The sequence below is a fragment of the Pseudomonas sp. BRM28 genome (genome assembly GCF_002939405.1).
Taxonomy (GTDB): Bacteria; Pseudomonadota; Gammaproteobacteria; order Pseudomonadales; family Pseudomonadaceae; genus Aquipseudomonas; species Aquipseudomonas palmensis.
The window spans coordinates 4,910,175-4,934,915 of the sequence record NZ_PEFV01000001.1; the positions used below are offsets into that span (position 1 = coordinate 4,910,175).

Below are 24,741 nucleotides of genomic sequence, written 5' to 3' on the forward strand. Positions count from 1 at the left end.
CATTGCCTCTGTGGGAGCGGGCTTGACCCGCGATAGGCCAACACATTCACAACACCCTACTCGGCAATCAGCCAGTCCATGCGCCAGCTGCCCTGGGTCTGCCCCAGCACCTGGGCCAGCCACGGCAGCAGTGCGCGCAGCTCTTCTTCCAGGCCCCATGGCGGGTTGGCGATCGCCAGGCCAGAGCCGTTCAAGCCCTGCGGGCTGTCCTGCGGGTGCACGTACAGCTCCACCCGCAGCAGCTTCGGCGCACCGGTGCTGGTCAGGTCCTGATAGAAACGCACCAGCTGGCGCTGGTCCTTGATCGGGTACCAGATGGCCGCGACCGTCTGGCGCATGCGGCCAATCGTCTCCTTCATCGCCACCGTGCAGCGCTTGAGCTCGTCGGCCTGCTCGAAGGGCGGGTCGATCAGCATCACCGCGCGCTTCTCCTGCACCGGCAGCAAGGCCCTCGGCACGTGCCAGCCCTCGCCCAGGTGCACCGCCACGCGTGGGTCCTTCTTCATGTTTTCCTTGAGCAGGCGCCCGTCTTCGGGGTGCTTCTCGTTGAGCAGCACGCGGTCCTGCTGGCGTGCCAGGCGCCGTGCCAGCTCGGGCGACCCCGGGTAGTAGCGCAGCTCGCCGTCGGGGTTCATCTTTCGCAGGATGCGCAGGTAATCGGCCGTCACCTCGAGCAGGTCGTCGCGCCCCCAGAGCCGGCCGATGCCTTCCAGCCACTCGCCGGTGCGGGTCGCCTGGTCGCCCTGCAGGTCATACAGGCCAAGGCCGGCGTGGGTGTCGAGGTAGGCGAACGGCTGCTCCTTGCGCGACATCAGCGCAATCAGCCGGGTCAATACGAGGTGTTTGAACACGTCGGCGTGGTTGCCGGCGTGAAAGGCGTGACGATAGTTCATGGCAACTCCTGCAAGGCCCGGAAGTTTACCCTGTCAGGCCCGCGCCGTCAGGTGACAGCCGCCAGAATGACAACGGCCCGACCTCCAGAAGAGGCCGGGCCGTTGCCGGGCAGCATGATGCAGCCGTGTTACTTGTCGGCGTGGAACGCCGCTTCAGCGGTTTCGAAACGCTTGACCATCGCAGCCGACGGGCTGCCCGCCTTGCTCACGAAGTAGATCGCCAGCGATGCGAACAGGAAGCCCGGGATGATTTCGTACAGGCCCATGGTGTCGAACTGCTTCCACAGGATCACGGTCACCGCGCCCACCACGATACCGGCCAGTGCGCCGTTGCGGGTCATGCCCTTCCACAGTACCGAAATCAGCACCACCGGGCCGAAGGCGGCACCGAAGCCGGCCCAGGCGTAGGCCACCAGGCCCAGCACGCGGTTGTCCGGGTTGGCGGCCAGCGCGATGGCGATCAGCGCAACCGCCAGTACCATCAGGCGACCGACCCATACCAGCTCGACCTGCGAGGCGTTCTTGCGCAGGAAGGTCTTGTAGAAGTCTTCGGTCAGGGCGCTGGAGCACACCAGCAGCTGGCAGCTCAGGGTACTCATCACTGCTGCCAGGATGGCCGACAGCAGCACACCGGCAATCCACGGGTTGAACAGGATCTTGGCCAGTTCGATGAACACGCGCTCGTGGTTCTCGGTGACCGGGCCGGCCACTTCAGGGTGCGCCGAGAAGTAGGCGATGCCGAAGAAGCCCACGGCCACGGTACCGGCCAGGCACAGGATCATCCAGGTCATGGAGATGCGACGGGCATTGGCGATCGATTTCACCGAGTCTGCCGCCATGAAGCGCGCCAGGATGTGCGGCTGGCCGAAGTAGCCCAGGCCCCAGCCCATCAGCGAGATGATGCCGATGAAGGTGGCGCCCTTGAACATGTCGAAGTTGCCCGCGCCCTGGGCTTCGATGGCCAGGAAGGTGGTGTCGAAGCCGCCGGTGGCGATCAGCACGATCACCGGGGTCAGGATCAGCGCGAAGATCATCAGCGTGGCCTGCACGGTGTCGGTCCAGCTCACCGCCAGGAAGCCACCGACGAAGGTGTAGGCGATGGTGGCAGCAGCACCGGCCCACAGCGCCGTCTCATACGACATGCCGAAGGTGCTTTCGAACAGGCGGGCACCGGCCACGATGCCGGAGGCGCAATAGATGGTGAAGAACACCAGGATCACGATTGCCGAAATGATGCGCAGCAGGCCGCTGTGGTCTTCGAAACGGCTGGCGAAATAGTCCGGCAGGGTCAGCGCGTCGCCGTTGTGCTCGGTCTGCACGCGCAGGCGGCCGGCCACGAACAGCCAGTTCAGGTAGGCACCGACGGTCAGGCCGATGGCGATCCAGGCTTCGGAAAGGCCCGACATGTAGATGGCCCCCGGCAGGCCCATCAGCAACCAGCCGCTCATGTCCGAGGCACCGGCCGAGAGCGCGGTCACCACGCTGCCGAGGCTGCGGCCACCGAGGATGTAATCGGAAAGGTTGTTGGTGGAGCGATAGGCCATGAAGCCGATCAGCACCATTGCCGCGATATAGATCACGAACGTGATCGTGATTGGATTGCTAAAACTCATTGTTGCGCCCTGGCGTTTGTTTTTATGTAGTGACAGCCGCTAACGGTTGCACCCAGGCGGCGAATCCTATGCAACAACGCAAACAAGGTGCAACCAGTTTCTTCAGTCAAGTTGCACCTGGTCGGATATTTCGCATAACAACGTGTTTTTGCTCCATTTGGGAGCAAAAACCGCCGTTTACATAAGCAAATGCACCTTGAACAGCCATTTATGCTGTGGGGTTTTAGCCACCGGACGAGTAGCACTGCTCAACGCGATTATTTGGGTTGCACTAGGTTGCACCCACAAAGGCGCCCGGCTAATCTTGGCGCCAGCTTAGCCACGGCCCAGTGGCAATAATGAGGATAAGAAATGGCGACGACCACCCTTGGGGTCAAACTCGACGACCCTACCCGCGAGCGACTGAAAACGGCTGCGCAGTCCATCGACCGCACCCCGCACTGGTTGATCAAGCAGGCGATCTTCAACTACCTGGAGAAGCTCGAGGGTGGCGCCACCCTGACCGAACTCAGCGGTCAGCCCGGCAATCAGAGCGACGACGCCGGCGATGTGCAGGCCGACCACTCGCACCAGTGCTTCCTCGAGTTCGCCGAGAGCATCCTGCCGCAGTCGGTGCTGCGCGCCTCGATCACCGCCGCCTACCGTCGTCCGGAACCGGAAGTGGTGCCGATGCTGCTGGAGCAGGCACGCCTGCCCGCGCCCATGGCCGAGGCCACCCACAAGCTGGCCGCCGGCATTGCCGAAAAGCTGCGCAACCAGAAGAGCGCCAGCGGCCGCGCCGGCATCGTCCAGGGCCTGCTGCAGGAGTTCTCGCTGTCGTCCCAGGAAGGCGTGGCGCTGATGTGCCTGGCCGAAGCCCTGCTGCGCATTCCCGACAAGGGCACCCGCGATGCGCTGATCCGCGACAAGATCAGCACCGGCAACTGGCAGCCGCACCTGGGCAACAGCCCGTCGCTGTTCGTCAACGCCGCCACCTGGGGCCTGCTGCTGACCGGCAAACTGGTGTCCACGCACAACGAATCCGGCCTCACCTCCTCGCTCAGCCGCATCATCGGCAAGAGCGGCGAGCCGATGATCCGCAAGGGCGTCGACATGGCCATGCGCCTGATGGGCGAGCAGTTCGTCACCGGCGAGACCATTGCCGAAGCCCTGGCCAATGCCAGCAAGTTCGAAGCCAAGGGTTTCCGCTACTCCTACGACATGCTCGGTGAAGCCGCGCTCACCGAGCACGACGCGCAGAAATACCTGGCCTCCTACGAGCAGGCCATCCACGCCATCGGCAAGGCCTCCCATGGCCGCGGCATCTATGAAGGCCCTGGCATCTCGATCAAGCTCTCGGCCCTGCACCCGCGCTACAGCCGCGCCCAGTACGAGCGCGTGATGGACGAGCTGTACCCGCGCCTGCTGTCGCTGACCCTGCTGGCCAAGCAGTACGACATCGGCCTGAACATCGACGCCGAAGAGGCCGACCGCCTGGAGCTGTCGCTGGACCTGCTCGAACGCCTGTGCTTCGAGCCGCAGTTGAGCGGCTGGAACGGCATCGGCTTCGTGATCCAGGCCTACCAGAAGCGCTGCCCTTACGTGATCGACTACGTCATCGACCTGGCACGCCGCAGCCGTCACCGCCTGATGATCCGCCTGGTAAAGGGCGCGTACTGGGACAGCGAGATCAAGCGCGCCCAGGTCGAAGGCCTGGAAGGCTACCCGGTGTACACCCGCAAGGTGTACACCGACGTCTCCTACATCGCCTGCGCCCGCAAGCTGCTGTCGGTGCCCGAAGCCATCTACCCGCAGTTCGCCACCCACAACGCCCACACCCTGTCGGCCATCTACCATATCGCCGGGCAGAACTACTACCCTGGCCAGTACGAGTTCCAGTGCCTGCACGGCATGGGCGAGCCGCTGTACGAACAGGTGGTGGGCAAGGTGGCCGACGGCAAGCTGAACCGTCCGTGCCGCGTGTACGCCCCGGTCGGCACCCACGAAACGCTGCTGGCCTACCTGGTGCGTCGCCTGCTGGAAAACGGCGCCAACACCTCGTTCGTCAACCGTATCGCCGACCAGTCGATCTCGATCCAGGAACTGGTGGCCGACCCGGTCGCGACCATCGAGCGCATGGCCACCCAGGAAGGCGGCTTCGGCCTGCCGCACCCGCGCATCCCGTTGCCGCGTGACCTGTACGGTGCCGAGCGCGCCAACTCCAGCGGCATCGACATGGCCAACGAACACCGCCTGGCCTCGCTGTCGTGCGCCCTGCTGGCCACCGCGCACAACGACTGGAAAGCCGAGCCGATGCTCGGTTGCGCGTCCAGCGACGAAGCTGCCGCACCGGTGCTGAACCCGTCCGACCACCGTGACGTGGTCGGCCACGTGCAGGAAGCCACCGTCGAGGACGCCGACAACGCCATCCAGTGCGCACTCAACGCCGCACCGATCTGGCAGGCCACCCCGCCGGCCGAGCGTGCCGCGATCCTGGAACGTGCCGCCGACCTGATGGAAGGCGAGATCCAGCCGCTGATGGGCCTGCTGGCCCGCGAAGCCGGCAAGACCTACGCCAACGCCATCGCCGAGGTGCGCGAAGCGGTCGACTTCCTGCGCTACTACGCGGTGCAGGCACGCAACGACTTCAGCAACGACGCCCACCGCCCGCTGGGCCCGGTGGTGTGCATCAGCCCGTGGAACTTCCCGCTGGCGATCTTCAGTGGCCAGGTGGCTGCAGCGCTGGCTGCCGGCAACCCGGTACTGGCCAAGCCTGCCGAGCAGACCCCGCTGGTGGCCGCCCAGGCCGTGCGCCTGCTGCTCGAGGCCGGCATCCCGCAAGGCGTGGTGCAACTGCTGCCGGGCCGTGGCGAGACCGTCGGTGCGCGCCTGGTAGGCGATGACCGGGTCAAGGGCGTGATGTTCACCGGTTCCACCGAAGTGGCGCGCCTGCTGCAACGCAACATTGCCGGCCGCCTGGACAGCCAGGGCCGTCCGATCCCGCTGATCGCCGAAACCGGTGGCCAGAACGCGATGATCGTCGACTCCTCGGCGCTGACCGAGCAGGTGGTCATCGACGTGGTCTCCTCGGCCTTCGACAGCGCCGGCCAGCGTTGCTCGGCCCTGCGCGTGCTGTGCCTGCAGGAAGACTCGGCCGACCGCGTGATCGAGATGCTCAAGGGCGCCATGGCCGAAAGTCGCCTGGGCAACCCGGAGCGCCTGAGCGTGGACATCGGCCCGGTGATCGACGCCGAGGCCAAGGCTGGCATCGAAAAACACATCCAGGGCATGCGCGACAAGGGTCGCAACGTGTATCAGGTGGCCATTGCCGACGGTGAAGAGATCAAGCGCGGCACCTTCGTGATGCCGACCCTGATCGAGCTGGAAAGCTTCGATGAACTGCAGCGTGAGATCTTCGGCCCCGTACTGCACGTGGTGCGCTACAACCGCAAGCACCTCGACCAGCTGATCGAGCAGATCAATGCATCCGGCTACGGCCTGACCCTGGGCGTGCACACCCGCATCGACGAGACCATCGCCAAGGTGATCGACAACGTCCATGCCGGCAACGTCTACGTCAACCGCAACATCGTCGGCGCCGTGGTCGGCGTGCAGCCGTTCGGTGGTGAAGGCCTGTCGGGTACCGGCCCCAAGGCGGGTGGCCCGCTGTACCTGTACCGTTTGCTGTCCACGCGCCCGGCCGATGCCATCGAGCAGTCGTTCCAGCGCAGCGACGCCGGCACTGCCCCGGACGTGCGTCTGCGCGAGCAGTTGCTCAAGCCGCTGCAATCGCTCAAGGCGTGGGCCGGCAGCAACCAGCAGGCCGAGCTGGCGCAGCTGTGCGAGCAGTTCGCGCAGCAGTCGCAGAGCGGCGTCACCCGCCTGCTCAACGGCCCGACCGGCGAGCGCAACAGCTACACCATCCTGCCGCGCGAGCACGTGCTGTGCCTGGCCGAGTCGGAGGCTGATCTGCTGACTCAACTGGCAGCGGTAATGGCGGTGGGCAGCTCGGCAGTGTTCGTCGACGGCGAGCCGGGCAAGGCCTTGCGTGGGCGCTTGCCGAAGGATGTGCAGGCGCGCATCAAGCTGGTGAGCGACTGGGCCAAGGACGAGGTGGTGTTCGACGCGGTGCTGCATCACGGCCATTCGGACCAGCTGCGCGCAGTATGCGAGCAGGTGGCCAAGCGTGCCGGTGCGATCGTGGGTGTGCAGGGCTTGTCGTCGGGTGAAACCGCGATTGCGCTGGAGCGCCTGGTGATCGAGCGTGCGTTGAGCGTGAACACCGCCGCGGCAGGCGGCAATGCCAGCCTGATGACCATCGGCTAACCACCGAGGCGTTGCCAATCGCGGGTCAAGCCCGCCCCACAGGATCGATGCAGATTCTTGTGGGGGCCGGCCTGGCCCGCGATTTTTTTTGCGGACACACACCTGACAACGGTTCTGACCCCTCATCACCCCCACCTATTAACCTGTCCACCTCCCGCCCGCATGCCTAGACTCGGCCCCATCCCCACCAAGGTATGGCCGCCATGTCCGACACCCTGCTCAGCGCCCGCAACCTGGCCTTCGAACTCTACGAAGTGCTCGACGCCGAGGCCCTCACCCAACGCCCACGCTTCGCCGAGCACAGCCGCGAAACCTTCGACGCCGCGCTGCACACCGCTCGCACCCTGGCCGAAAAATACTTCGCCCCGCACAACCGCAAGGGCGACGAGCACGAGCCACGCTTCGAGAACGGCCAGGCCATCCTGATCCCCGAGGTCAAACCTGCCGTCGACGCCTTCCTCGACGCCGGATTTCTCAACGCCAACCGCGACTTCGAGGCCGGCGGCATGCAGTTGCCCACCCTGCTCTCGCAAGCCTGCTTCGCCCACTTTCAGGCCGCCAACGCCGGCACCACCGCCTACCCGTTCCTGACCATGGGCGCCGCCAACCTGATCGAGAACTTCGGCACCGACGAGCAAAAGCGCCTGTTCCTGCAACCGATGATCGAGGGCCGCTTCTTCGGCACCATGGCCCTCACCGAACCCCACGCCGGCAGCTCGCTGGCCGATATCCGCACCCGCGCCGAACCCGCCGCCGACGGCAGCTTCCGCCTCAAGGGCAACAAGATCTTCATCTCCGGGGGCGATCACACGCTGTCCGAGAACATCGTGCACCTGGTACTGGCCAAACTCCCCGACGCACCACCCGGGGTAAAGGGCATTTCGCTGTTCATCGTGCCCAAGTTCCTGGTCAACCCGGACGCCAGCCTGGGCCAGCGCAACGATGTGGTGCTGGCCGGCCTGTTCCACAAGATGGGCTGGCGCGGCACCACCTCCACCGCACTCAACTTCGGCGACAACGGCCAGTGCGTCGGCTACCTGATCGGCCAGCCGCACCAGGGCCTGGCCTGCATGTTCCAGATGATGAACGAGGCGCGCATCGGCGTGGGCATGGGCGCGGTGATGCTCGGCTACGCCGGCTACCTGTACTCGCTGGACTACGCCCGCCAGCGCCCGCAAGGCCGCCTGCCCGACAACAAGAACCCCGCCACCGCCGCCGTGCCGATCATCCAGCACAGCGATGTGAAACGCATGCTGCTGACCCAGAAGGCCTACGTCGAAGGTGCCTTCGACCTGGGCCTGTACGCCGCCCGGCTGTTCGACGACAGCCATACCGCCGCCACCGAAGACGAGCGCCAGCAGGCCCAGCAACTGCTCGACCTGCTGACCCCGATCGTCAAGTCGTGGCCGTCCGAATTCTGCCTCAAGGCCAATGAGCTGGCGATCCAGATCCTCGGTGGCCACGGCTACACCCGCGATTACCCGGTAGAGCAGTACTACCGCGACAACCGCCTGAACCCGATCCACGAAGGCACCCACGGCATCCAGTCACTCGACCTTCTCGGGCGCAAGCTGGCCCAGCACGGTGGCGCCGGCCTCAAGCAACTGGTACGCCTGATCGCCGGCACTTGCGCCCAGGCCCAGGCCTACACCCGCCTGGACCCGTTGCGCGAACCGCTGGAACAACTGCTCAGCCGCCTGCAGCACGTGACCCTGGGCCTGCTTGGCGAGTTGTCCACAGGCCAGGTCAACAGCGCCCTGGCCAACTCGGCGCTGTACCTCAAGGCCTTCGGTCACTGCGTGATCGGCTGGCGCTGGCTGGAGCAGGCGATTCGCGCCGAACAGGGCCTGGCCCGCGGCAACCCGGCCGATACCGGGTTCTATCGGGGCAAGTTGCAGGCCGCACGGTTTTTCCTCACCTGGGAAGTACCGGCCTGCCATAATGACCTCGCATTGCTCGAGGCCCGCGACGACACCTGCCCGGGCATGCACGAGGAGTGGTTCTGAGGGGGAACCACCGTCACCCGGAGGTTCGCGCATGTTCGATTTCACCGCGCCGCTGCGCCAGCGTTTCGCTGGCCTGAACAGCGGCGCCGAGTTTTTCTCCCTGCGCTATGTGCAGGAAGCCCACCAGCACCTGTCGGTGCGCAAGAACATCGCCGAACCACCCAGCCTGACCCGCGACCAGGGCGCGATGCTCACCGTGCGCGTCAACGGCGTGGAGGCCTACGCGGCCACCGCCGACCTGTCCCAGGCCGGCCTGCAACGCGCCCTCGACCAGGCCGAGACGCTGGCCCGCCAGATCGCGCGCCACGCCCTGCTCGACCTGCGCGAGCAACCGGTGTCCAGCGCCCGCGCCGACTACTGCTCGCCCAACCTCAACAGCACCTTCCCGGCCCTGGCCGACTGCTATGAACTGCTGGCCCGCGAATCGGCCAGCGTGCCGGGCGATTCGCGCCTGGTGAACTGGCAGGCCAGCCTGGGCCTGAGCACGGTCGAGCAGATCTACCTCAACAGTGCCGGCGCCGAACTGCGCCAGGCGCAACGCTTCGTGTTCCCCGGCATGAGCGTCACCGCCTTCGACGGCAGCGACAGCCAGAGCCGCAGCCTGGGCCGCGAGAACTTCGGCCAGCAGGGCGGCGTGGATGTGATCGAGCGCTGCGGCCTGCTCGGTGCCGGGGCCCAGGTGGCCGACCAGGCCCTGCAACTGCTGCTGGCGCCCAACACCCCGAGCGGGGTACGCGACCTGCTGCTGATGCCCGACCAGATGATGCTGCAGATCCACGAGTCCATCGGCCACCCGCTGGAGATGGACCGCATCCTGGGCGACGAGCGCAACTACGCCGGCACCAGCTTCATCAAGGCCCAGGACTTCGGCCACCTGCAGTACGGCTCGGCACTGCTCAACGTGACCTTCGACCCGGCCATCCCCGAAGAGCTGGCCAGCTACGCGCACGATGACGACGGCACCCCGGCCCACAAGCAGTTCCTGATTCGCGAGGGTGTACTGGTGCGCCCGCTGGGCGGTGCGCTGTCACAGTTCCGCTCGGGCCTGGACGGCGTTGCCAACAGCCGCGCCTGCGGCTGGAACCGCGCACCGATCGACCGCATGGCCAACCTCAACATCGAGCCGGGCGACAAGTCCCTGGCGCAACTGATCGGCGGCATCGAGCACGGCATCCTGATGCGCACCAACCGCTCGTGGTCCATCGACGATGCGCGCAACAAGTTCCAGTTCGGCTGCGAATGGGGCCAGTTGATCGAGCACGGCGAACTCAAGGGCGTGGTCAAGAACCCCAACTACCGCGGTATTTCCGCCGGTTTCTGGCGCAACCTCAGCGCCGTGGGCGACGCCAGTACCTTCCAGGTGCTCGGCACGCCCAACTGCGGCAAGGGCGAACCCAACCAGGTGGTGCGCGTGGGCCATGCCTCGCCGGCCTGCGTGTTCAGCCAGATCGACGTATTCGGAGGAGACGCCTGATGGCCGCCAGCCCTTTGCACAACTTCCAGGACCTGGTCGCATGGCTGCGCGACAACGTGCGCGCCCCCGAACAGTTCACCCTGAGCTACAGCGCCGAGCAGTCGCAATTCATCCGATTCAACCATGCCAGGGTGCGCCAGGCCGGCGACGTGCAACAGGCCGGTGCGAGCCTGAAGCTGATTGCCGACGGTCGCCAGGCCGACCTGCACCTGACCCTCAGCGGCGAGCCGGCGCTGGACCGCGAGCGCCTGCACCAGGCACTGGCCGAGCTGCGCCAGATCCTGCCGCTGATCCCTGCCGACCCGTACCTGTTGCTCAACGACAGTGCCTGGCACAGCCATCAGGTACAGGACGGCCCGCTGCCGGATACCGCACGGGTGCTCGAGCAGATCGAACACGGCGCCGGCGCGCTGGACCTCGTGGGCATCTATGCCGCCGGGCCGATCAGTCGCGGCTTTGCCAGTTCGTTCGGCGCCTCTGGCTGGCATCAGGCCAACAGCTTCAATTTCGACTTCAGCCTGTTCCACGCCAACGGCCAGGCGGTGAAGGCCAACTACGCCGGGCAGGTGTGGGACAACGCCGCGTTCGCCCGGCGCCTGGCCCAGGCCCGCGAGCAGCTGGAGTACCTGGGTCGTCCACTCAAGACCCTCGCCCCCGGCCAGTACCGCGCCTACCTGGCACCGGCAGCGATGGACGAAATCATGGGCATGCTGTGCTGGGGCGGTTTTTCGGCGCAGGCCATCGCCAGCAAGGACAGCCCGCTGCAACGCCTGTATGCCGGCGATGCGGCATTGAGCCCGCTGGTGAACATCACCGAACAGGTCAGCGGCTCGCTGAGCCCGGCGTTCTCCGGCGAAGGCTACCCACGCAGCGACGTGCAGCTGGTGGACGCAGGGCGGGCGCGCGAACAGCTGACCAATGCGCGCAGCGCCGCCGAGTTCGAGCAGGTCGCCAATGGCGCCGAGGCCCACGAGTGGCCGAGCGCCTTGAGCCTGGCCGCCGGCGAGCTGGCGCTGGATGAGGTGCTCGCCAGGCTGGGTACGGGCCTGTACATCAGCAACCTGTGGTACCTGAACTACTCCGACCTGCCGGCGGCGCGCATGACCGGGCTGACGCGCTTTGCGACATTCTGGGTCGAGGACGGTCAGATCCAGGCGCCGGTCAGCACCATGCGCTTCGACGACAGCGTGTACAGCCTGCTCGGCTCGCAGCTGGAGGCGCTCACGACCGAGCGCGAGCTGATCCTGTCGACCAGCACCTACGGACAGCGCCAGACCAGTTCGAGCCATTTGCCGGGGGCGCTGGTCAAACGCCTGACGCTGACATTGTGATGCCGCCATCGCGGGTCAAGCCCGCTCCCACAGGGATCACCGCCGCCCCTGTGGGAGCTGCGGTTCGACGCTTCGACTTGCCCGCGAAGGGGCCCTCAAGGACATAGAGCATGCCCAACCGCACCCCGCTGGACCCCGTCACCGCCCGCTGGATTCCCTGGGTGGTGGCCATCGCCTTCTTCATGCAGTCGCTGGACGGCACCATTCTCAACACCGCGCTGCCGGCCATGGCCCGCGACCTGGCGGAAAACCCGCTGCGCATGCAGTCGGTGATCATCGCCTACATGCTCACCGTGGCCCTGCTGATCCCGGCCTCGGGCTGGATCGCCGACCGCTTCGGCACCAAGCGCATCTTCTTCAGCGCGATCCTGCTGTTCAGCATCGGCTCGCTGCTGTGTGCACTGTCCAACAGCCTCGGCATGCTGGTCGGTGCCCGCGTGATCCAGGGCCTGGGCGGCGCGCTGATGCTGCCGGTGGGGCGCCTGGTGGTGCTGCGCGCCTACCCGCGCACCGAACTGGTGCGCATCATGAGCTTCATCACCATCCCCGGCCTGCTCGGCCCGCTGCTGGGCCCGACCATGGGCGGCTGGCTGGTGGAGTACCTGAGCTGGCACTGGATCTTCCTGCTCAACCTGCCGGTCGGCGCGCTGGGCTGCTACGCGGTGTGGAAGTTCATCCCCGACCTGCGCGGCTCCGAGCGCACACGCTTCGACGGCGTGGGCTTTGTGCTGTTCGGCGCCGCGATGGTACTGATCACCATCGCCATGGAGGGCCTGGGCGAGCTGCACCTGCCGCACCTGCGCGTGATGCTGCTGCTGTTCGCCGGCATGGCGTGCCTGGCCGCCTACTGGCTGCGCGCCGGCAGCATCGACAACCCGCTGTTCTCGCCCCGGCTGTTTCGCACCCGTACCTTCTCGGTGGGCATCCTCGGCAACCTGTTCGCCCGCCTGGGCAGCGGCGCACTGCCGTTTCTGGTGCCGTTGCTGCTGCAGGTGGCGCTGGGCTATTCGCCGTCCCAGGCCGGCATGAGCATGATCCCGCTGGCCGCCTCGGCGATGGTCGCCAAGTCCATCGCCCGGCCGCTGATCGAGCGCCTGGGCTACCGCACCATCCTCACCGGCAACACCCTGCTGCTGGGCGTGCTGCTGTGCAGCCTGGGGCTGGTCAACGAACACACCCCGTATGCCCTGCTGCTGGTGCAACTGGGGCTGCTGGGGGCGGTGAACTCGCTGCAGTTCACGGCGATGAACACCGTGACCCTGATCGACCTGGACGACGCCAGCGCCAGCAGCGGCAACAGCCTGCTGTCGGTGGTGGCGCAGCTCTCGCTGAGCCTGGGTGTGGCCTGCGCCGGCGCACTGCTGGGCGGCTTTACCGGCGCCGGCAGCGGCGATGGGGTGGAGACCACGCTGGGCGCGTTCCAGCTGACCTTCCTGACCATCGGCCTGATGTCGATGCTGGCGGCGGCGATCTTCATGCAGCTGTCCAGGGCGGACGGAAGGCGTGCCCGTCGTCCGGAACCGGAGATCGAGGCTTAGGGCTAATGGCCACGAGGCTGGTACACTGCGCGACATTTTGTTTTGCAGGCCCGCCTCGTGACCACCATTGCCACCGAATTCGCCACCTTGCCGCTGTCCGCCGCCATGCTGGCCAACCTGGACGCCCTCGGCTACGCCCAGATGACCCCGATCCAGGCCCAGAGCCTGCCGGTGATCCTCAAGGGCATGGACCTGATCGCCCAGGCCAAGACCGGCAGCGGCAAGACCGCCGCGTTCGGCATCGGCCTGCTCAACCCGATCAACCCGCGCTACTTCGGCTGCCAGGCCCTGGTGCTGTGCCCCACCCGCGAGCTGGCCGACCAGGTGGCCAAGGAGCTGCGCCGTCTGGCCCGCTCCGAAGACAACATCAAGATCCTGACCCTGTGCGGCGGCGTGTCCCTGGGCCCGCAGATCGCCTCGCTGGAACACGGCGCGCACATCATCGTGGGCACCCCGGGCCGCGTGCAGCAGCACCTGCGCAAGGGCACCCTGGTGCTCGACGGGCTCAACACCCTGGTGCTCGACGAAGCCGACCGCATGCTCGACATGGGCTTCTACGACGCCATCGCCGACATCCTCGGGCAAACCCCGGAGCGTCGCCAGACCCTGCTGTTCTCGGCCACCTACCCGGCCGGCATCAAGCAGCTGTCGGCCGCATTCATGCGCAACCCGCAGCAGGTCAAGGCCGAGTCGCTGCATGCCGACACGCAGATCGAGCAGCGCTTCTACGAGATCTCGCCCGAGCAGCGCATGGACGCGGTGACTACCCTGCTGGCGCACTTTCGTCCGCAGTCGTGCGTGGCGTTCTGCTTCACCAAGCAGCAGTGCCAGGAAGTGGTCGATCACCTCAAGGCCAAGGGCATCGCCGCCGAGTCGCTGCATGGCGACCTGGAGCAGCGCGACCGTGACCAGGTGCTGACCCTGTTCGCCAACCGCAGCACCTCGGTGCTGGTGGCCACCGACGTGGCCGCGCGCGGGCTGGATATCGACGCGCTGGACATGGTCATCAACGTGGAGCTGGCGCGGGACTCGGAAATTCACGTGCACCGCGTGGGCCGCACCGGGCGTGCCGGCGAGAAGGGCCTGGCGGCGAGCCTGGTGGCCCCGTCCGAAGCGCACCGCGCCCAGGCCATCGAGCAGCTGCAGAAGGCGCCCCTGCGCTGGGAGCAGATCGACAGCCTCAAGCCCCAGGCCGGCGGCCCGCTGGTGCCGACCATGAGCACGCTGTGCATCGGTGCCGGGCGCAAGGACAAGCTGCGGCCGGGCGACATCCTGGGTGCGCTGACCGGTGATGCCGGCATCCCGGGCACCCAGGTGGGCAAGATCGCGATCTTCGATTTCCAGGCCTTCGTGGCGGTGGAACGCGGCGTGGCCAAGCAGGCGCTGCAGCGGCTCAACAGCGGCAAGATCAAGGGGCGCTCGCTGCGGGTTCGCATCGTCTGAGTCGTTTATCGCCTATCAGGGCCTCATCGCGGGTCAAGCCCGCTCCCACAAGGACTTGCGTACCTCCTGTGGGAGCGGGCTTGACCCGCGATAGCTTCAACACCTATTTGAGGATTTTGCAGTGCGTTCCACCGAAGTGATCATCATCGGCGCTGGCGCCGCCGGCCTGATGTGCGCCATCCACGCCGCCAACCGCGGCCGCCAGGTGCTGCTGCTGGACCATGCCAACAAGCCCGGCAAGAAGATCCTGATGTCCGGTGGCGGGCGCTGCAACTTCACCAACCTGTACACCGAGCCGGCCAACTTCCTCTCGCACAACCCGCACTTCTGCAAGTCGGCCCTGGCCCGCTACACCCAGTGGGACTTCATCGAGATGGTCGGCAAGCACGCCGTGCCCTATCACGAGAAAAAACTCGGCCAGCTGTTCTGCGACAACAAGTCCAGCGACATCCTCGACATGCTGCTCAGCGAGCTTCAGAGCGCCGGCGCCGAGCTGCGCATGGACACGCGCATCGAGCAGATCGAAAAGCTCGAGCATGGCTACCTGCTCGAAACCAGCATGGGCACGCTGCAATGCCAGTCGCTGGTGATCGCCACCGGCGGCCTGTCGATCCCGACCCTGGGCGCCACCGGTTTCGGCTACCAGGTGGCCCGCCAGTTCGGCCACACCCTGCTGCCGACCCGCGCCGGGCTGGTGCCCTTCACCATCACCGAGCCGCAGCTCAAGGCCATGTGCACCGAGCTGTCGGGCACCTCGGTGGACTGCGTGGCCAGCTGCAACGGCACCAGCTTTCGCGAGAACCTGCTGTTCACCCACCGCGGCCTCAGCGGCCCGGCGATCCTGCAGGTGTCGTCGTTCTGGCACAGCGGCGACAGCGTCGAGATCAACCTGCTGCCCGAGCATGACGCCCTCGCCTGGCTGCAACAGCAACAGGCCGAACGCCCCAACAGCGAACTCAAGACCCTGCTTGGCGAGGTCTTCACCAAGAAGATGGCCAACCTGCTGGCCGAGCACTGGTTCGTGTCCCGGCCGATGAAGCAGTACACCCCGGCCGAACTGGCCGAGGTCGCCGACAAACTGGCGGCCTGGCAGGTGGTGCCGGCCGGCACCGAGGGCTACCGCACCGCCGAAGTCACCCTGGGCGGGGTCGACACCCGCGAAGTGTCGTCCAAGACCCTGGAGTCGCTGAAAAGCCCCGGCCTGTATTTCGTGGGCGAAGTGCTGGACGTCAGCGGGCACCTGGGCGGGTTCAATTTCCAGTGGGCCTGGGCATCGGCCTACGCGGCCGCGCAGTTCGTCTAACCTTCGCGTTAGAATCGCGCATCACGGAACAAATTTTGCTGGTACGTGACCACGGTGACAGTTCGCTGCCACCGTGACCGGCTCAATTTCGATCATCGCCAAGCAGGCCTGCCGCCCTATCATGTCATCGTCTTCCTTGCGTCACTCGCTGCGTCGTTTGTGGGCCCTGGACAAGTTCAGCTACAGCATCCGGGTATTGATCGCGCTGACCGGCAGCATGGCGCTGTGCTGGTACCAGGACGAGATGGGGCTGCTGATCCCGCTGTTCCTGGGCATCATCGCCAGCGCCCTGGCCGAGACCGACGACAGCTGGCAGGGCCGGCTCAACGCCCTGGCCGTGACCCTGGTGTGCTTCACCGTCGCTGCGCTGTCGGTGGAGCTGCTGTTCCCCTACCCGATCCTCTTCGGCTGCGCCCTGGCGCTGGCGGCGTTCGCGCTGACCATGCTCGGCGCGCTGGGCGAGCGCTACGGCGCCATCGCCTCGGCCACACTGATCCTGTCGGTGTACACCATGATCGGCGTGGACCAGCGCGGCGGCCAGGTCACCGACTTCTGGCACGAGCCCTTGCTGCTGGTGGCAGGCGCCGCCTGGTACGGATTGCTGTCGGTGCTGTGGCAGGCGCTGTTCTCCAACCAGCCGGTGCAGCAGAGCCTGGCGCGGCTGTTTCGCGAACTGGGCCGCTACCTCAAGCTCAAGGCCACCCTGTTCGAGCCCATCCGCCAGCTGGACGTGGAGGCCCGCCGCCTGGAACTGGCCCAGCAGAACGGCAAGGTGGTGGCCGCCCTCAACGCCGCCAAGGAAATCATCCTGCACCGCGTGGGCAATGGCCGCCCCGGCTCCAAGGTGAGCCGCTACCTGAAGCTGTACTTTCTGGCCCAGGACATCCACGAGCGCGCCAGTTCCTCGCACTACCCCTACAACGCGCTCACCGAGGCGTTCTTCCACAGCGACGTGCTGTTTCGCTGCCAGCGTTTGCTGCGCCAGCAGGGCAAGGCGTGCGTGCAATTGTCCGAGTCGATCCAGCTGCGCCAGCCGTTCGTCTACGACACCAGCTTCGCCGCCGCACTGGAAGACCTGCACGCCTCGCTCGAGCACCTGCGCATCCAGAGCAACCCGGCCTGGCGTGGCCTGCTGCGCTCGCTGCGGGCGCTGGCGGCGAACCTGGCAACCCTCGACCGCCTGCTCGGCGATGCCAGCAACCCCGACAACCTGGCCGACAACAGCGACTCGAGCCTGCTCGACCGCTCGCCGCGCAGCCTCAAGGATGTGTGGAGCCGCCTGCGCCAGCACCTCACGCCGACCTCGCTGATCTTTCGCCACGCCCTGCGCCTGCCGCTGGCGCTGTCGGTCGGCTACGGCATGGTGCACCTGATCCACCCCACCCAGGGCTACTGGATCATCCTCACCACGTTGTTCGTGTGCCAGCCCAGCTATGGCGCCACCCGGCGCAAGCTGGTGCAGCGGATCATCGGCACCGCCATCGGCCTGACCGTGGGCTGGGCGCTGTTCGACCTGTTCCCCAGCGCGATCATCCAGTCGCTGTTCGCGGTGGCCGCCGGGGTGGTGTTCTTCGTCAACCGCACCACCCGCTACACCCTGGCCACGGCGGCGATCACGCTGATGGTGCTGTTCTGCTTCAACCAGATCGGCGACGGCTACGGTCTGTTCCTGCCGCGCCTGTTCGACACCCTGGTGGGCAGCCTGATCGCGATCCTGGCGGTGTTCCTGTTCCTGCCCGACTGGCAGGGCCGTCGGTTGAACAAGGTGCTGGCCAACACCCTGAGCTGCAACAGCACCTACCTGCGCCAGATCATGCAGCAGTACGCCCAGGGCAAGAGCGACGACCTGGCCTACCGCCTGGCCCGGCGCAACGCGCACAACGCCGACGCGGCGCTGTCGACCACGCTGGCCAACATGCTCATGGAGCCGGGGCATTTTCGCAAAGAGGCCGACGTGGGCTTTCGCTTCCTGGTGCTCTCGCACACCCTGCTCAGCTACCTCTCCGGGCTGGGTGCACACCGTGACAGCGCACTGGCACCCGAGGCCCACGAGCAGTTGATCGACGGCGCGGGTGCCAGCCTGGCCGCCAGCCTCGACGAAATCGCCACTGGCCTTGCCAGCAAGACCCCGGTGGCGATCCACAGCGACGCCGAGGAAGCCCTGGCGGCGAGCCTTGAGCAGATGCCCGAGGAAATGGACGAGAACCAGCGCCTGGTGCAGACCCAGCTGGCACTGATCTGCCGCCAACTGGGCCCGCTGCGCACCCTGGCCGCGCACCTGATCAAGGACACCCCGGCCTGACTACAGGCCGTAGTCCTTGAGCAACCGGGCATAGCTGCCATCGGCCTTCATGGCGGCGATGGCCTTGTCGAAGCCGGCCACGATCTGGGCATGCTGCGGATGCCTGAGGCTGACCAGGATGTGCAGGCTGTTCTCGCTCACCGGCTTGCCGAAGAACTGCACGCGGTTGCGCACGTCCGCGCTTTCACGCTGCAGGTAGTAGCGCGCCACGTATTCGTCCTCCAGGGTCAGGCGCACCCGCCCGGCAGCCAGCATGCCCACCGCCACCGAAAAGTCGCGCACCGGCACCTTCTGCAGACGCCCGTCATTGTCGAATTCGGCCGCATAGGCATAGTCGCGCACCACCGCGATGGCGTGCGGGTAGAGATCGCTCAGGGTATCGAAACGCAGCACGTCGCCCTTGCGCTTGAGCAGCCGCACGCGGTTGCTCAGGTAGCCTTGGGAGAAGGCCCCGATGCGGGTACGCGCATCGCTCTGCCAGGCGTTGATCAGCACATCGTAGCGGCCCTCGCCGATGCCCAGCAGCGCGCGTGCCCACGGCGCCTGCTCGAACTCGCTGGCAAACCCGGCACGCTCCAGGGCGGTGGTGACAAGGGCGGTGGCCAGCCCGCCCCTGGGTAGGCGGGCGTCGGTGAAGGGGGGCCAGGCATCGGCCACCAGCCGCAGTTTTTCGGCCTGGGCCGACTGGGCACAGAGCAGCAATCCAAGCAAACCCAAGGCTCGAAGCAGTGGCCGCATGCTCAAATCCCTTAGCGGATCGGGTCCGCGTTCTTGTTGAGTGGCATGAGATTTCTGTTGGCGCAAAGCTAGGCTGCACGGCCAGATTACACAAAGATTCCGGTATCGGGCAGTGCCGTGTGATAGCTAATTGCCTCTATTTTTGCCGATTCCGCGCCGACTTGATCCATGGCAATTCGCGACCTTCGCCCTGAGGTGCTCGGCGTGGTTATGATCGGGGCATTACACAGGAGAGAAACGCGATGAGCATCGACTGGATCTGCAAGCATCACACCGACCTTGGCAAGCAACAGCTGTACGCGCTGCTGACGCTGCGCATCGAGGTGTTCGTGGTGGAGCAGAAATGCCCGTACCTGGAAATCGATGGCCAGGACCTGGAGGGCGACACCTGCCACCTGATGGCCTGGCGCGATGGCGAGCTGGTGGCGTACCTGCGCCTGCTGGACCCCGAGTCACAGGGCGGCGACGTGGTGATCGGGCGGGTGGTGATTGCGCCGTCGGCGCGGGGCGAGGGGCTGGGGCATGCACTGATGGTGCAGGGGCTGGCACAGGCCGAGAAGCACTGGCCAGAGGTGCCGGTGTACCTGTCCGCACAGGCGCACCTGCAGGCCTACTATGCGCGGCACGGGTTCGAGGTGGCCGGGGAGGCGTATCTGGAGGATGGCATCCCGCACATCGGCATGCGCCGGGGCTAGACGCTTCGCCGGCAAGGCCGGCTCCTACAGGGGTTGGTGCAGGGGCCGGGCTTGCCGGCGGAGGGGCTTCAGGGGTAGCCCAGCACCTGGCGGATACTGCGCAGATGCTGGGTGATCCACTGCTTGTCGATCGCACCCCAGTCACGTATCCGGTAATGCCCGGCATGGTTGCGCGCACCTTCCTGCTGCTCGAACTCGCACACGATGTCCAGGTCGGCCAGCGCCGCGATGGTGTCCTGCGCCGTGCGCCGCGGCATGCCGGTGGCCTCCATCAGCGCCGGCACGCTGCTGGCGGTACGGCTGTCGATCAGCCACGCCACGTACAGGCGACGATAGAAACTGGTCTTGGTCTTGCTCACTTCCATTGGCAATTCCCTTTCGCTCACTGGGCACCGGACAGGTCGCGCCAGGTCAGGTAGATGCGCAGGTCGAACTCCAGTTGATGGTAGCCCGGCTGCATGTATTCGCAGAGTTGGTAGAACGCCTTGTTGTGGTCGCTCTCCTTGAGGTGCGCCAGTTCGTGCACCACGATCATCTTCAGAAACTGCGGCGCCGCGTCCTTGAACAGCGAGGCGATGCGGATTTCCTTCTTGGCCTTGAGCTTGCCGCCCTGCACGCGCGATACCGCGGTGTGCAGGCCCAGCGCGCGGTGGGTGAGATCGAGGCGATTGTCGAACAGCACCTTGTCCAGGTTCGGCGCATTGCGCAGGTGCTCCTGCTTCAGGGCCTGGGCATAGGCATACAGCGCCTTGTCGCTCTGTACCGCATGGCGCTCGGGGTAGCGCTGGCGCAGGTAGTCACCCAGACGGTTCTGGGCAATCATCTGGCGCACCTGGTCTTGCAGGGCAGGCGGATAGGCTTGCAGGTACTTGAGTACGGTCATGGGCACGGGGCATTGCAGGCAAAGGCGTCAGTGTACTCAATTCCCCGGCCGCCTCGTTGCGCCAGTCGAAAAAAGCCGGGAAATCACCGGCGCGCTGCGCCGTCAGGGGCCGTGCCACCAGAAAGCCCTGGGCATAGGCGCAACCGTTTGCCTGCAGCCACTGCGCCTGCTCCCGCGTCTCGACGCCCTCGGCCACCACACACACGCCATAGTCGCGGCACAGGCCGATGACACTGCGGACCAGCGCCGCGTCCGCCGCCGAACCGGGCAGGCGCGCCACCAGGTGCCGGTCGAGCTTGAGCGTGTCGATGGGCAGGTCGCGCAGCAGGCGCAGCGAGCACTCTCCGGCGCCGAAATCGTCCAGCGCCACTCGCACGCCCAGCTCGCGCAGCCTGCGCAACTGACGCAGCGCGATGTCGAGGTTGGCGGCCAGCGAGGTTTCCGCCACCTCCACCTCAAGCTGGGCCGGGCGCAGGCCATGGCTGGCGATCACCCGCCCCAGTTCCTCGACCAGGTTGGGCATGGCGAACTGCACGCGGCTGAGGCTGATGCTCAGCACCAGGTCCGGCTCGAACCGCGCCTCCCAGGCGCGCCGCTGCGCCGCACCCTGGGTGTAGATCCAGCTGGCCAGCCGCGAGACCAGCCTGGCCTCCTCCAGCAACGGCAGGAACAACCCCGGCGGCACATCGCCGACACTGGGGTGCTGCCAGCGCAACAACGCCTCGAACCCGCGCAGGCGACCATCGGCAAACGCCACCTGCGGCTGATACACCAGGCTGAAGTCGTGCCGCTCGATCGCGTCGCGCACACTGTCTTCGAGCATCAGGCGCGAGCGAGCACGACCGTTGAGCTCCTGGTCGTAGTAGCGGTATTGCTGGCGGCCGGCCTGCTTGGCGGCATACATGGCCGCGTCCGCCGCACGCAGCAGGCCGTCCAGGTGCGGCCCGCAGTCGGAGTAGGTGGCGATGCCGATGCTCACGCCAAGCGTCACCTCCAGGCCGTCGATCTGCTGGCAGATGGACATGCGCTCGATCAGCTTTTCGGCAAAGCGCGCCGCCTGCTCCGGGTATTCCAGGGTATCGAGCAAGGCCGTGAACTCGTCGCCGCCCATGCGCCCGAGGATCGCGTAGGCGCCCAGGCATTCCTTGAGCTGTTCGCCCACCCAGTGCAGCACGCGGTCGCCGGCCGCATGGCCGAGCGAGTCGTTGACCCGTTTGAAACCGTCAAGGTCCATGTACATCAAGGCCTGGGCCTTGTCGGAATGCTCGCTGCGCAGCAGCGCAGCTTCGGCGGCCTGGCAGAACCCGCGGCGGTTGAGCAGCCCGGTCAGCGGGTCGGTCACGGCCTGGAACTCCAGTTGCTGGTGCAGGTTGCGCACCACCGACATGTCCAGCACCGTCACCACCATCGCCCGCTGCTCGCCGGGCAGCGCCGCGCACGACAACGCCACCGGCAGGGGCAACCCGGAGGCGGTGAGCAGCACGGCGTCGTGCAGGCGGTAGATATCGCGCTCCTGGTAGGCCTGGTAGAATGCCGAGTCGCGCCACCGGGTTGGCACGGGCGACTGCACGAAGCCCAGCAGGTCTGCGCCCTGCAATTGCTCCACCGGGGCCTGGAGCAGGCGCGAGATGGCCGGGTTGGCAAAGCGGATGCGACCGTCCTCGGCCACCACCAGGATGCCTTCGGCGGCGTTGTCCAGCACCGAGGCGTTGAATGCGCGCTCGGCCTCCAGGTCGCGGCTCAGGCGCTGCAAGGCACGCCGGTTGCGCTGCTGGTCGAGCAGGGCCTGGACCTTGGGCTTGAGAATGTGCGGGTCGAATGGCTTGAACAGATAGTCCACCGCGCCACTGGCATAGCCCTTGAGCACGGCCGCCTGGGACTGTTCGTTGGCGGTCAGGAAGATGATCGGGGTCAGGCAGGTGCGCTGGCTGCCGCGCATCAGGCGCGCGACTTCGAAGCCGTCCATACCGGGCATCTGCACATCCAGCAGCACCAGGTCCACCTCATGCTCGAGCAGCGTGCTCAGGGCTTCGGTACCGGAGCTTGCGGTCAGCACACGCCAGTCCTCACGTGCAAGCAAGGCTTGCAGGCTGATCAGGTTTTCCGGGTAGTCATCGACGATCAGTAAAACCGAACCGCTGTCGTGAGTGTGAGGGTGCGCGCAATCCATGCTGCTTCTCTTGTGTAACGACGCCAGATTCCGGATGGAACTTGAGGCTTTACTCTAGACCTGGCTGAAACAAATCTGAAGTCAGCACATTGGCATCATCGGTATAAACAAAGTGTTGCCCGACTAACGGTCTGTCGCGTTGGGCCAGATCCGGTGTCCGTGGCGGCCCCGCAGCCGAAAACCCCCGGTTCCGGCCGGTGAAGCAGGCCGCACGGGCACAAAAAAACCCGCATCGCTGCGGGTTTTTCGTACAACCAACCAGGCTTAGTTGACCTTGGCGGCCAGCTCGCCCTTGGCATAGCGCTGGAACATCGCTTCGAGGGAGATCGGCTTGATCTTCGAGGCGTTGCCGGCGGTGCCGAAGGCTTCGTAGCGGGCGATGCACACGTCGCGCATGGCCTTGACGGTTTCACCGAAGAACTTGCGCGGGTCGAACTCGCTCGGATTGGTGGCCATCAGGCGACGCATGGCACCGGTGGACGCCAGGCGCAGGTCGGTGTCGATGTTGACCTTGCGCACGCCGTACTTGATGCCTTCGACGATTTCTTCAACCGGCACGCCGTAGGTTTCCTTGATGTCGCCACCGTACTGGTTGATGATCGCCAGCCACTCCTGCGGCACCGAAGACGAACCGTGCATCACCAGGTGAGTGTTGGGGATGCGCTTGTGGATCTCCTTGATGCGGTCGATCGCCAGCACGTCGCCGGTAGGCGGCTTGGTGAACTTGTAGGCGCCGTGGCTGGTGCCGATGGCGATGGCCAGGGCATCGACCTGGGTACGCTTGACGAAATCGGCGGCTTCTTCAGGGTCGGTCAGCATCTGGCTGTGATCCAGCACGCCTTCGGCGCCGATGCCGTCTTCTTCACCGGCCATGCCGGTTTCCAGCGAACCCAGGCAGCCCAGCTCGCCCTCTACCGAAACGCCGCAGGCGTGGGCCATGGCCACGGTCTGCTGGGTGACACGCACGTTGTAGTCGTAGTCGGTCGGGGTCTTGCCGTCTTCGCCCAGCGAGCCGTCCATCATCACCGAGCTGAAGCCCAGCTGGATCGAACGCTGGCACACGTCAGGGCTGGTGCCGTGGTCCTGGTGCATGCACACCGGGATGTGCGGGAATTCTTCGATCGCCGCCAGGATCAGGTGGCGCAGGAACGGCGCACCGGCGTATTTGCGGGCACCGGCCGAGGCCTGGACAATCACCGGGGAGTCGGTCTTGTCGGCGGCTTCCATGATGGCGCGCATTTGCTCGAGGTTGTTGACGTTGAAAGCCGGAACGCCGTAGCCGAACTCGGCGGCGTGGTCCAGCATCTGGCGCATGCTAATGAGTGCCATTGTGTATCTCTCTCCCGACAAGCGTCGTTTTTCGTGCAAGCCTGCCGCAGCGGCGGTTGCTATTCAAGTAGTGTGGGCCGACAGCGGTCGGCCCGGCCAGTCACGGTGCCTTGCAGCCCCGCCCTATCAAATCGTTGGTCGCTACCCAGTACACCAGGCCTTCATCACCCTTGGTGTGCAGGGCCAGCACGCCATCGCTGTACAGCGCACCCGACGCACCGGGCTCCGGCTTGAGCCGGTAGACCTGATCGCCGCCACCAAGGCGTACATCCACCTCTTCCTGGCTGGCATCGGCAAACCGCCACAGCACCTCGGCCTGACTGTCACAGACCCAGCGGGTCCAGTTGTCGGTCGGGGCCGGGGTTGGCTTGAGGCTTGCGCAACCTGCCATCAGAACCAGGGCCATCAGGGCTACAACGCTTTTCATCGAATATCCTCTAGAAGACCACGAACCGGCCAACAGGTTGCCTCGAACCGATCAAGGGCAACCCGGGGCCTGGCGCTGGTGTTCCTCGTCATACTTCTCCAGCCCGTCCGGGCCGAGCCTCTTGTTGATCACCGGCACGGTCTCTGCCTGCCACTGCGACTGGTAGCAACCGCCCTTCGGCTTGCCGGGGGCATCCGCCGCAGGCTCCGGGCTGCCAGCGCAGGCGCTGAGCAGACCGGCCAGGATAAACACAGGCAACCGCTTGACCATCAGGCCACACTCCCTTTGCCA

At 66.1% G+C, this 24,741-nt stretch carries 17 protein-coding genes and 1 pseudogene; 9 read left to right on the forward strand and 9 right to left on the reverse strand.

The genetic code is table 11. The annotated features are described in order from the left end of the window. Positions 1 to 56: 56 nt before the first annotated feature. Positions 57 to 893 carry a 23S rRNA (adenine(2030)-N(6))-methyltransferase RlmJ gene (locus tag CR917_RS22710; RefSeq protein ID WP_104573002.1) on the reverse strand — a complete coding sequence of 279 codons (837 nt, stop codon included), beginning with the start codon at positions 891 to 893 and terminating at the stop codon, positions 57 to 59. 128 nt (positions 894 to 1,021) lie between these two features. Next, positions 1,022 to 2,506 carry a sodium/proline symporter PutP gene (gene putP / locus CR917_RS22715; RefSeq protein WP_043863584.1) on the reverse strand — a complete coding sequence of 495 codons (1,485 nt, stop codon included), beginning with the start codon at positions 2,504 to 2,506 and terminating at the stop codon, positions 1,022 to 1,024. A 351-nt stretch (positions 2,507 to 2,857) separates the two neighbouring features. Here putP and putA point away from each other — a divergent pair, with 351 nt between their 5' ends. The 8 genes from putA (at position 2,858) to yccS (ending at position 18,208) form a co-directional block, all read left to right on the forward strand. Continuing rightward, a complete protein-coding gene (gene putA, locus CR917_RS22720) occupies positions 2,858 to 6,811 on the forward strand; it encodes a trifunctional transcriptional regulator/proline dehydrogenase/L-glutamate gamma-semialdehyde dehydrogenase (protein ID WP_104573003.1) in 3,954 nt (1,317 codons plus the stop codon). Between the two features lie 203 nt (positions 6,812 to 7,014). Continuing rightward, on the forward strand, positions 7,015 to 8,817 hold the full coding sequence (locus CR917_RS22725; RefSeq protein WP_104573004.1) for an acyl-CoA dehydrogenase: 1,803 nt from the start codon (positions 7,015 to 7,017) through the stop codon (positions 8,815 to 8,817). A 31-nt stretch (positions 8,818 to 8,848) separates the two neighbouring features. Then, positions 8,849 to 10,291: a TldD/PmbA family protein gene (locus CR917_RS22730; RefSeq protein WP_104573005.1), complete on the forward strand. Its 1,443-nt coding sequence runs from the start codon at positions 8,849 to 8,851 to the stop codon at positions 10,289 to 10,291. After that, positions 10,291 to 11,622, forward strand: a complete 1,332-nt coding sequence (locus CR917_RS22735) for a TldD/PmbA family protein (protein ID WP_104573006.1) — start codon at positions 10,291 to 10,293, stop codon at positions 11,620 to 11,622. The genes CR917_RS22730 and CR917_RS22735 overlap by 1 nt, the downstream gene beginning before the upstream one ends. 110 nt (positions 11,623 to 11,732) lie before the next feature. After that, positions 11,733 to 13,160, forward strand: coding sequence for a multidrug transporter subunit MdtD (gene mdtD / locus CR917_RS22740; RefSeq protein ID WP_043863589.1), 1,428 nt, complete (start codon positions 11,733 to 11,735; stop codon positions 13,158 to 13,160). 105 nt (positions 13,161 to 13,265) lie between these two features. After that, entirely contained in the window at positions 13,266 to 14,603 is a 1,338-nt protein-coding gene (gene dbpA, locus CR917_RS22745) for an ATP-dependent RNA helicase DbpA (protein WP_229589801.1), read from the forward strand. Positions 14,604 to 14,724: 121 nt separating this feature from the next. After that, the gene (locus CR917_RS22750) at positions 14,725 to 15,906 is read left to right on the forward strand and encodes an NAD(P)/FAD-dependent oxidoreductase (protein ID WP_043863590.1); all 1,182 of its coding nucleotides are present in this window, start codon (positions 14,725 to 14,727) and stop codon (positions 15,904 to 15,906) included. A 121-nt stretch (positions 15,907 to 16,027) separates the two neighbouring features. Then, a complete protein-coding gene (yccS, locus tag CR917_RS22755; RefSeq protein WP_104573209.1) occupies positions 16,028 to 18,208 on the forward strand; it encodes a YccS family putative transporter in 2,181 nt (726 codons plus the stop codon). Here yccS and CR917_RS22760 read toward each other — a convergent pair whose 3' ends face one another. Then, a complete protein-coding gene (locus CR917_RS22760; RefSeq protein WP_058541622.1) occupies positions 18,209 to 18,946 on the reverse strand; it encodes an ABC transporter substrate-binding protein in 738 nt (245 codons plus the stop codon). Between the two features lie 242 nt (positions 18,947 to 19,188). Here CR917_RS22760 and CR917_RS22765 point away from each other — a divergent pair, with 242 nt between their 5' ends. Beyond that, positions 19,189 to 19,641 (forward strand): GNAT family N-acetyltransferase, encoded by a 453-nt coding sequence (locus CR917_RS22765; protein WP_104573007.1) that lies wholly within the window; start codon positions 19,189 to 19,191, stop codon positions 19,639 to 19,641. Between the two features lie 68 nt (positions 19,642 to 19,709). Here the strand turns inward: CR917_RS22765 and CR917_RS22770 are convergent, their stop codons facing one another. The 6 genes and pseudogenes from CR917_RS22770 to CR917_RS22795 all read right to left on the reverse strand — a co-directional run bounded on the left by CR917_RS22770 (position 19,710) and on the right by CR917_RS22795 (position 24,720). Next, the gene (locus CR917_RS22770; RefSeq protein ID WP_043863593.1) at positions 19,710 to 20,006 is read right to left on the reverse strand and encodes a helix-turn-helix domain-containing protein; all 297 of its coding nucleotides are present in this window, start codon (positions 20,004 to 20,006) and stop codon (positions 19,710 to 19,712) included. A 17-nt stretch (positions 20,007 to 20,023) separates the two neighbouring features. Then, a complete protein-coding gene (locus CR917_RS22775) occupies positions 20,024 to 20,524 on the reverse strand; it encodes a YgjP-like metallopeptidase domain-containing protein (RefSeq protein WP_043863594.1) in 501 nt (166 codons plus the stop codon). A gap of 61 nt (positions 20,525 to 20,585) precedes the next feature. Continuing rightward, positions 20,586 to 22,694, reverse strand: a pseudogene (locus tag CR917_RS22780) (putative bifunctional diguanylate cyclase/phosphodiesterase); the annotation flags it as partial. 264 nt (positions 22,695 to 22,958) lie between these two features. After that, complete coding sequence (gene fba, locus CR917_RS22785) at positions 22,959 to 24,023, reverse strand: class II fructose-bisphosphate aldolase (protein WP_043863595.1); 1,065 nt, start codon at positions 24,021 to 24,023, stop codon at positions 22,959 to 22,961. A 100-nt stretch (positions 24,024 to 24,123) separates the two neighbouring features. Next, positions 24,124 to 24,450 carry an MliC family protein gene (locus CR917_RS22790; protein WP_043863596.1) on the reverse strand — a complete coding sequence of 109 codons (327 nt, stop codon included), beginning with the start codon at positions 24,448 to 24,450 and terminating at the stop codon, positions 24,124 to 24,126. Between the two features lie 51 nt (positions 24,451 to 24,501). Next, positions 24,502 to 24,720 carry a hypothetical protein gene (locus CR917_RS22795; RefSeq protein WP_043863597.1) on the reverse strand — a complete coding sequence of 73 codons (219 nt, stop codon included), beginning with the start codon at positions 24,718 to 24,720 and terminating at the stop codon, positions 24,502 to 24,504. Between the last annotated feature and the right edge of the window lie 21 nt (positions 24,721 to 24,741).

What these genes read in the sequence shown, in the direction of transcription:
- putA (WP_104573003.1), top strand. Translation starts at nt 2,858, where the DNA reads ATGGCGACGACCACCCTTGGGGTCAAACTCGACGACCCTACCCGCGAG.
- mdtD (WP_043863589.1), top strand. Translation starts at nt 11,733, where the DNA reads ATGCCCAACCGCACCCCGCTGGACCCCGTCACCGCCCGCTGGATTCCC.
- CR917_RS22770 (WP_043863593.1), bottom strand. Translation starts at nt 20,006, where the DNA reads ATGGAAGTGAGCAAGACCAAGACCAGTTTCTATCGTCGCCTGTACGTG.
- putP (WP_043863584.1), bottom strand. Translation starts at nt 2,506, where the DNA reads ATGAGTTTTAGCAATCCAATCACGATCACGTTCGTGATCTATATCGCG.
- CR917_RS22735 (WP_104573006.1), top strand. Translation starts at nt 10,291, where the DNA reads ATGGCCGCCAGCCCTTTGCACAACTTCCAGGACCTGGTCGCATGGCTG.
- yccS (WP_104573209.1), top strand. Translation starts at nt 16,028, where the DNA reads ATGTCATCGTCTTCCTTGCGTCACTCGCTGCGTCGTTTGTGGGCCCTG.
- CR917_RS22790 (WP_043863596.1), bottom strand. Translation starts at nt 24,450, where the DNA reads ATGAAAAGCGTTGTAGCCCTGATGGCCCTGGTTCTGATGGCAGGTTGC.
- CR917_RS22795 (WP_043863597.1), bottom strand. Translation starts at nt 24,720, where the DNA reads ATGGTCAAGCGGTTGCCTGTGTTTATCCTGGCCGGTCTGCTCAGCGCC.
- fba (WP_043863595.1), bottom strand. Translation starts at nt 24,023, where the DNA reads ATGGCACTCATTAGCATGCGCCAGATGCTGGACCACGCCGCCGAGTTC.
- CR917_RS22710 (WP_104573002.1), bottom strand. Translation starts at nt 893, where the DNA reads ATGAACTATCGTCACGCCTTTCACGCCGGCAACCACGCCGACGTGTTC.
- CR917_RS22775 (WP_043863594.1), bottom strand. Translation starts at nt 20,524, where the DNA reads ATGACCGTACTCAAGTACCTGCAAGCCTATCCGCCTGCCCTGCAAGAC.
- CR917_RS22725 (WP_104573004.1), top strand. Translation starts at nt 7,015, where the DNA reads ATGTCCGACACCCTGCTCAGCGCCCGCAACCTGGCCTTCGAACTCTAC.
- CR917_RS22730 (WP_104573005.1), top strand. Translation starts at nt 8,849, where the DNA reads ATGTTCGATTTCACCGCGCCGCTGCGCCAGCGTTTCGCTGGCCTGAAC.
- CR917_RS22765 (WP_104573007.1), top strand. Translation starts at nt 19,189, where the DNA reads ATGAGCATCGACTGGATCTGCAAGCATCACACCGACCTTGGCAAGCAA.
- CR917_RS22760 (WP_058541622.1), bottom strand. Translation starts at nt 18,946, where the DNA reads ATGCGGCCACTGCTTCGAGCCTTGGGTTTGCTTGGATTGCTGCTCTGT.
- dbpA (WP_229589801.1), top strand. Translation starts at nt 13,266, where the DNA reads ATGCTGGCCAACCTGGACGCCCTCGGCTACGCCCAGATGACCCCGATC.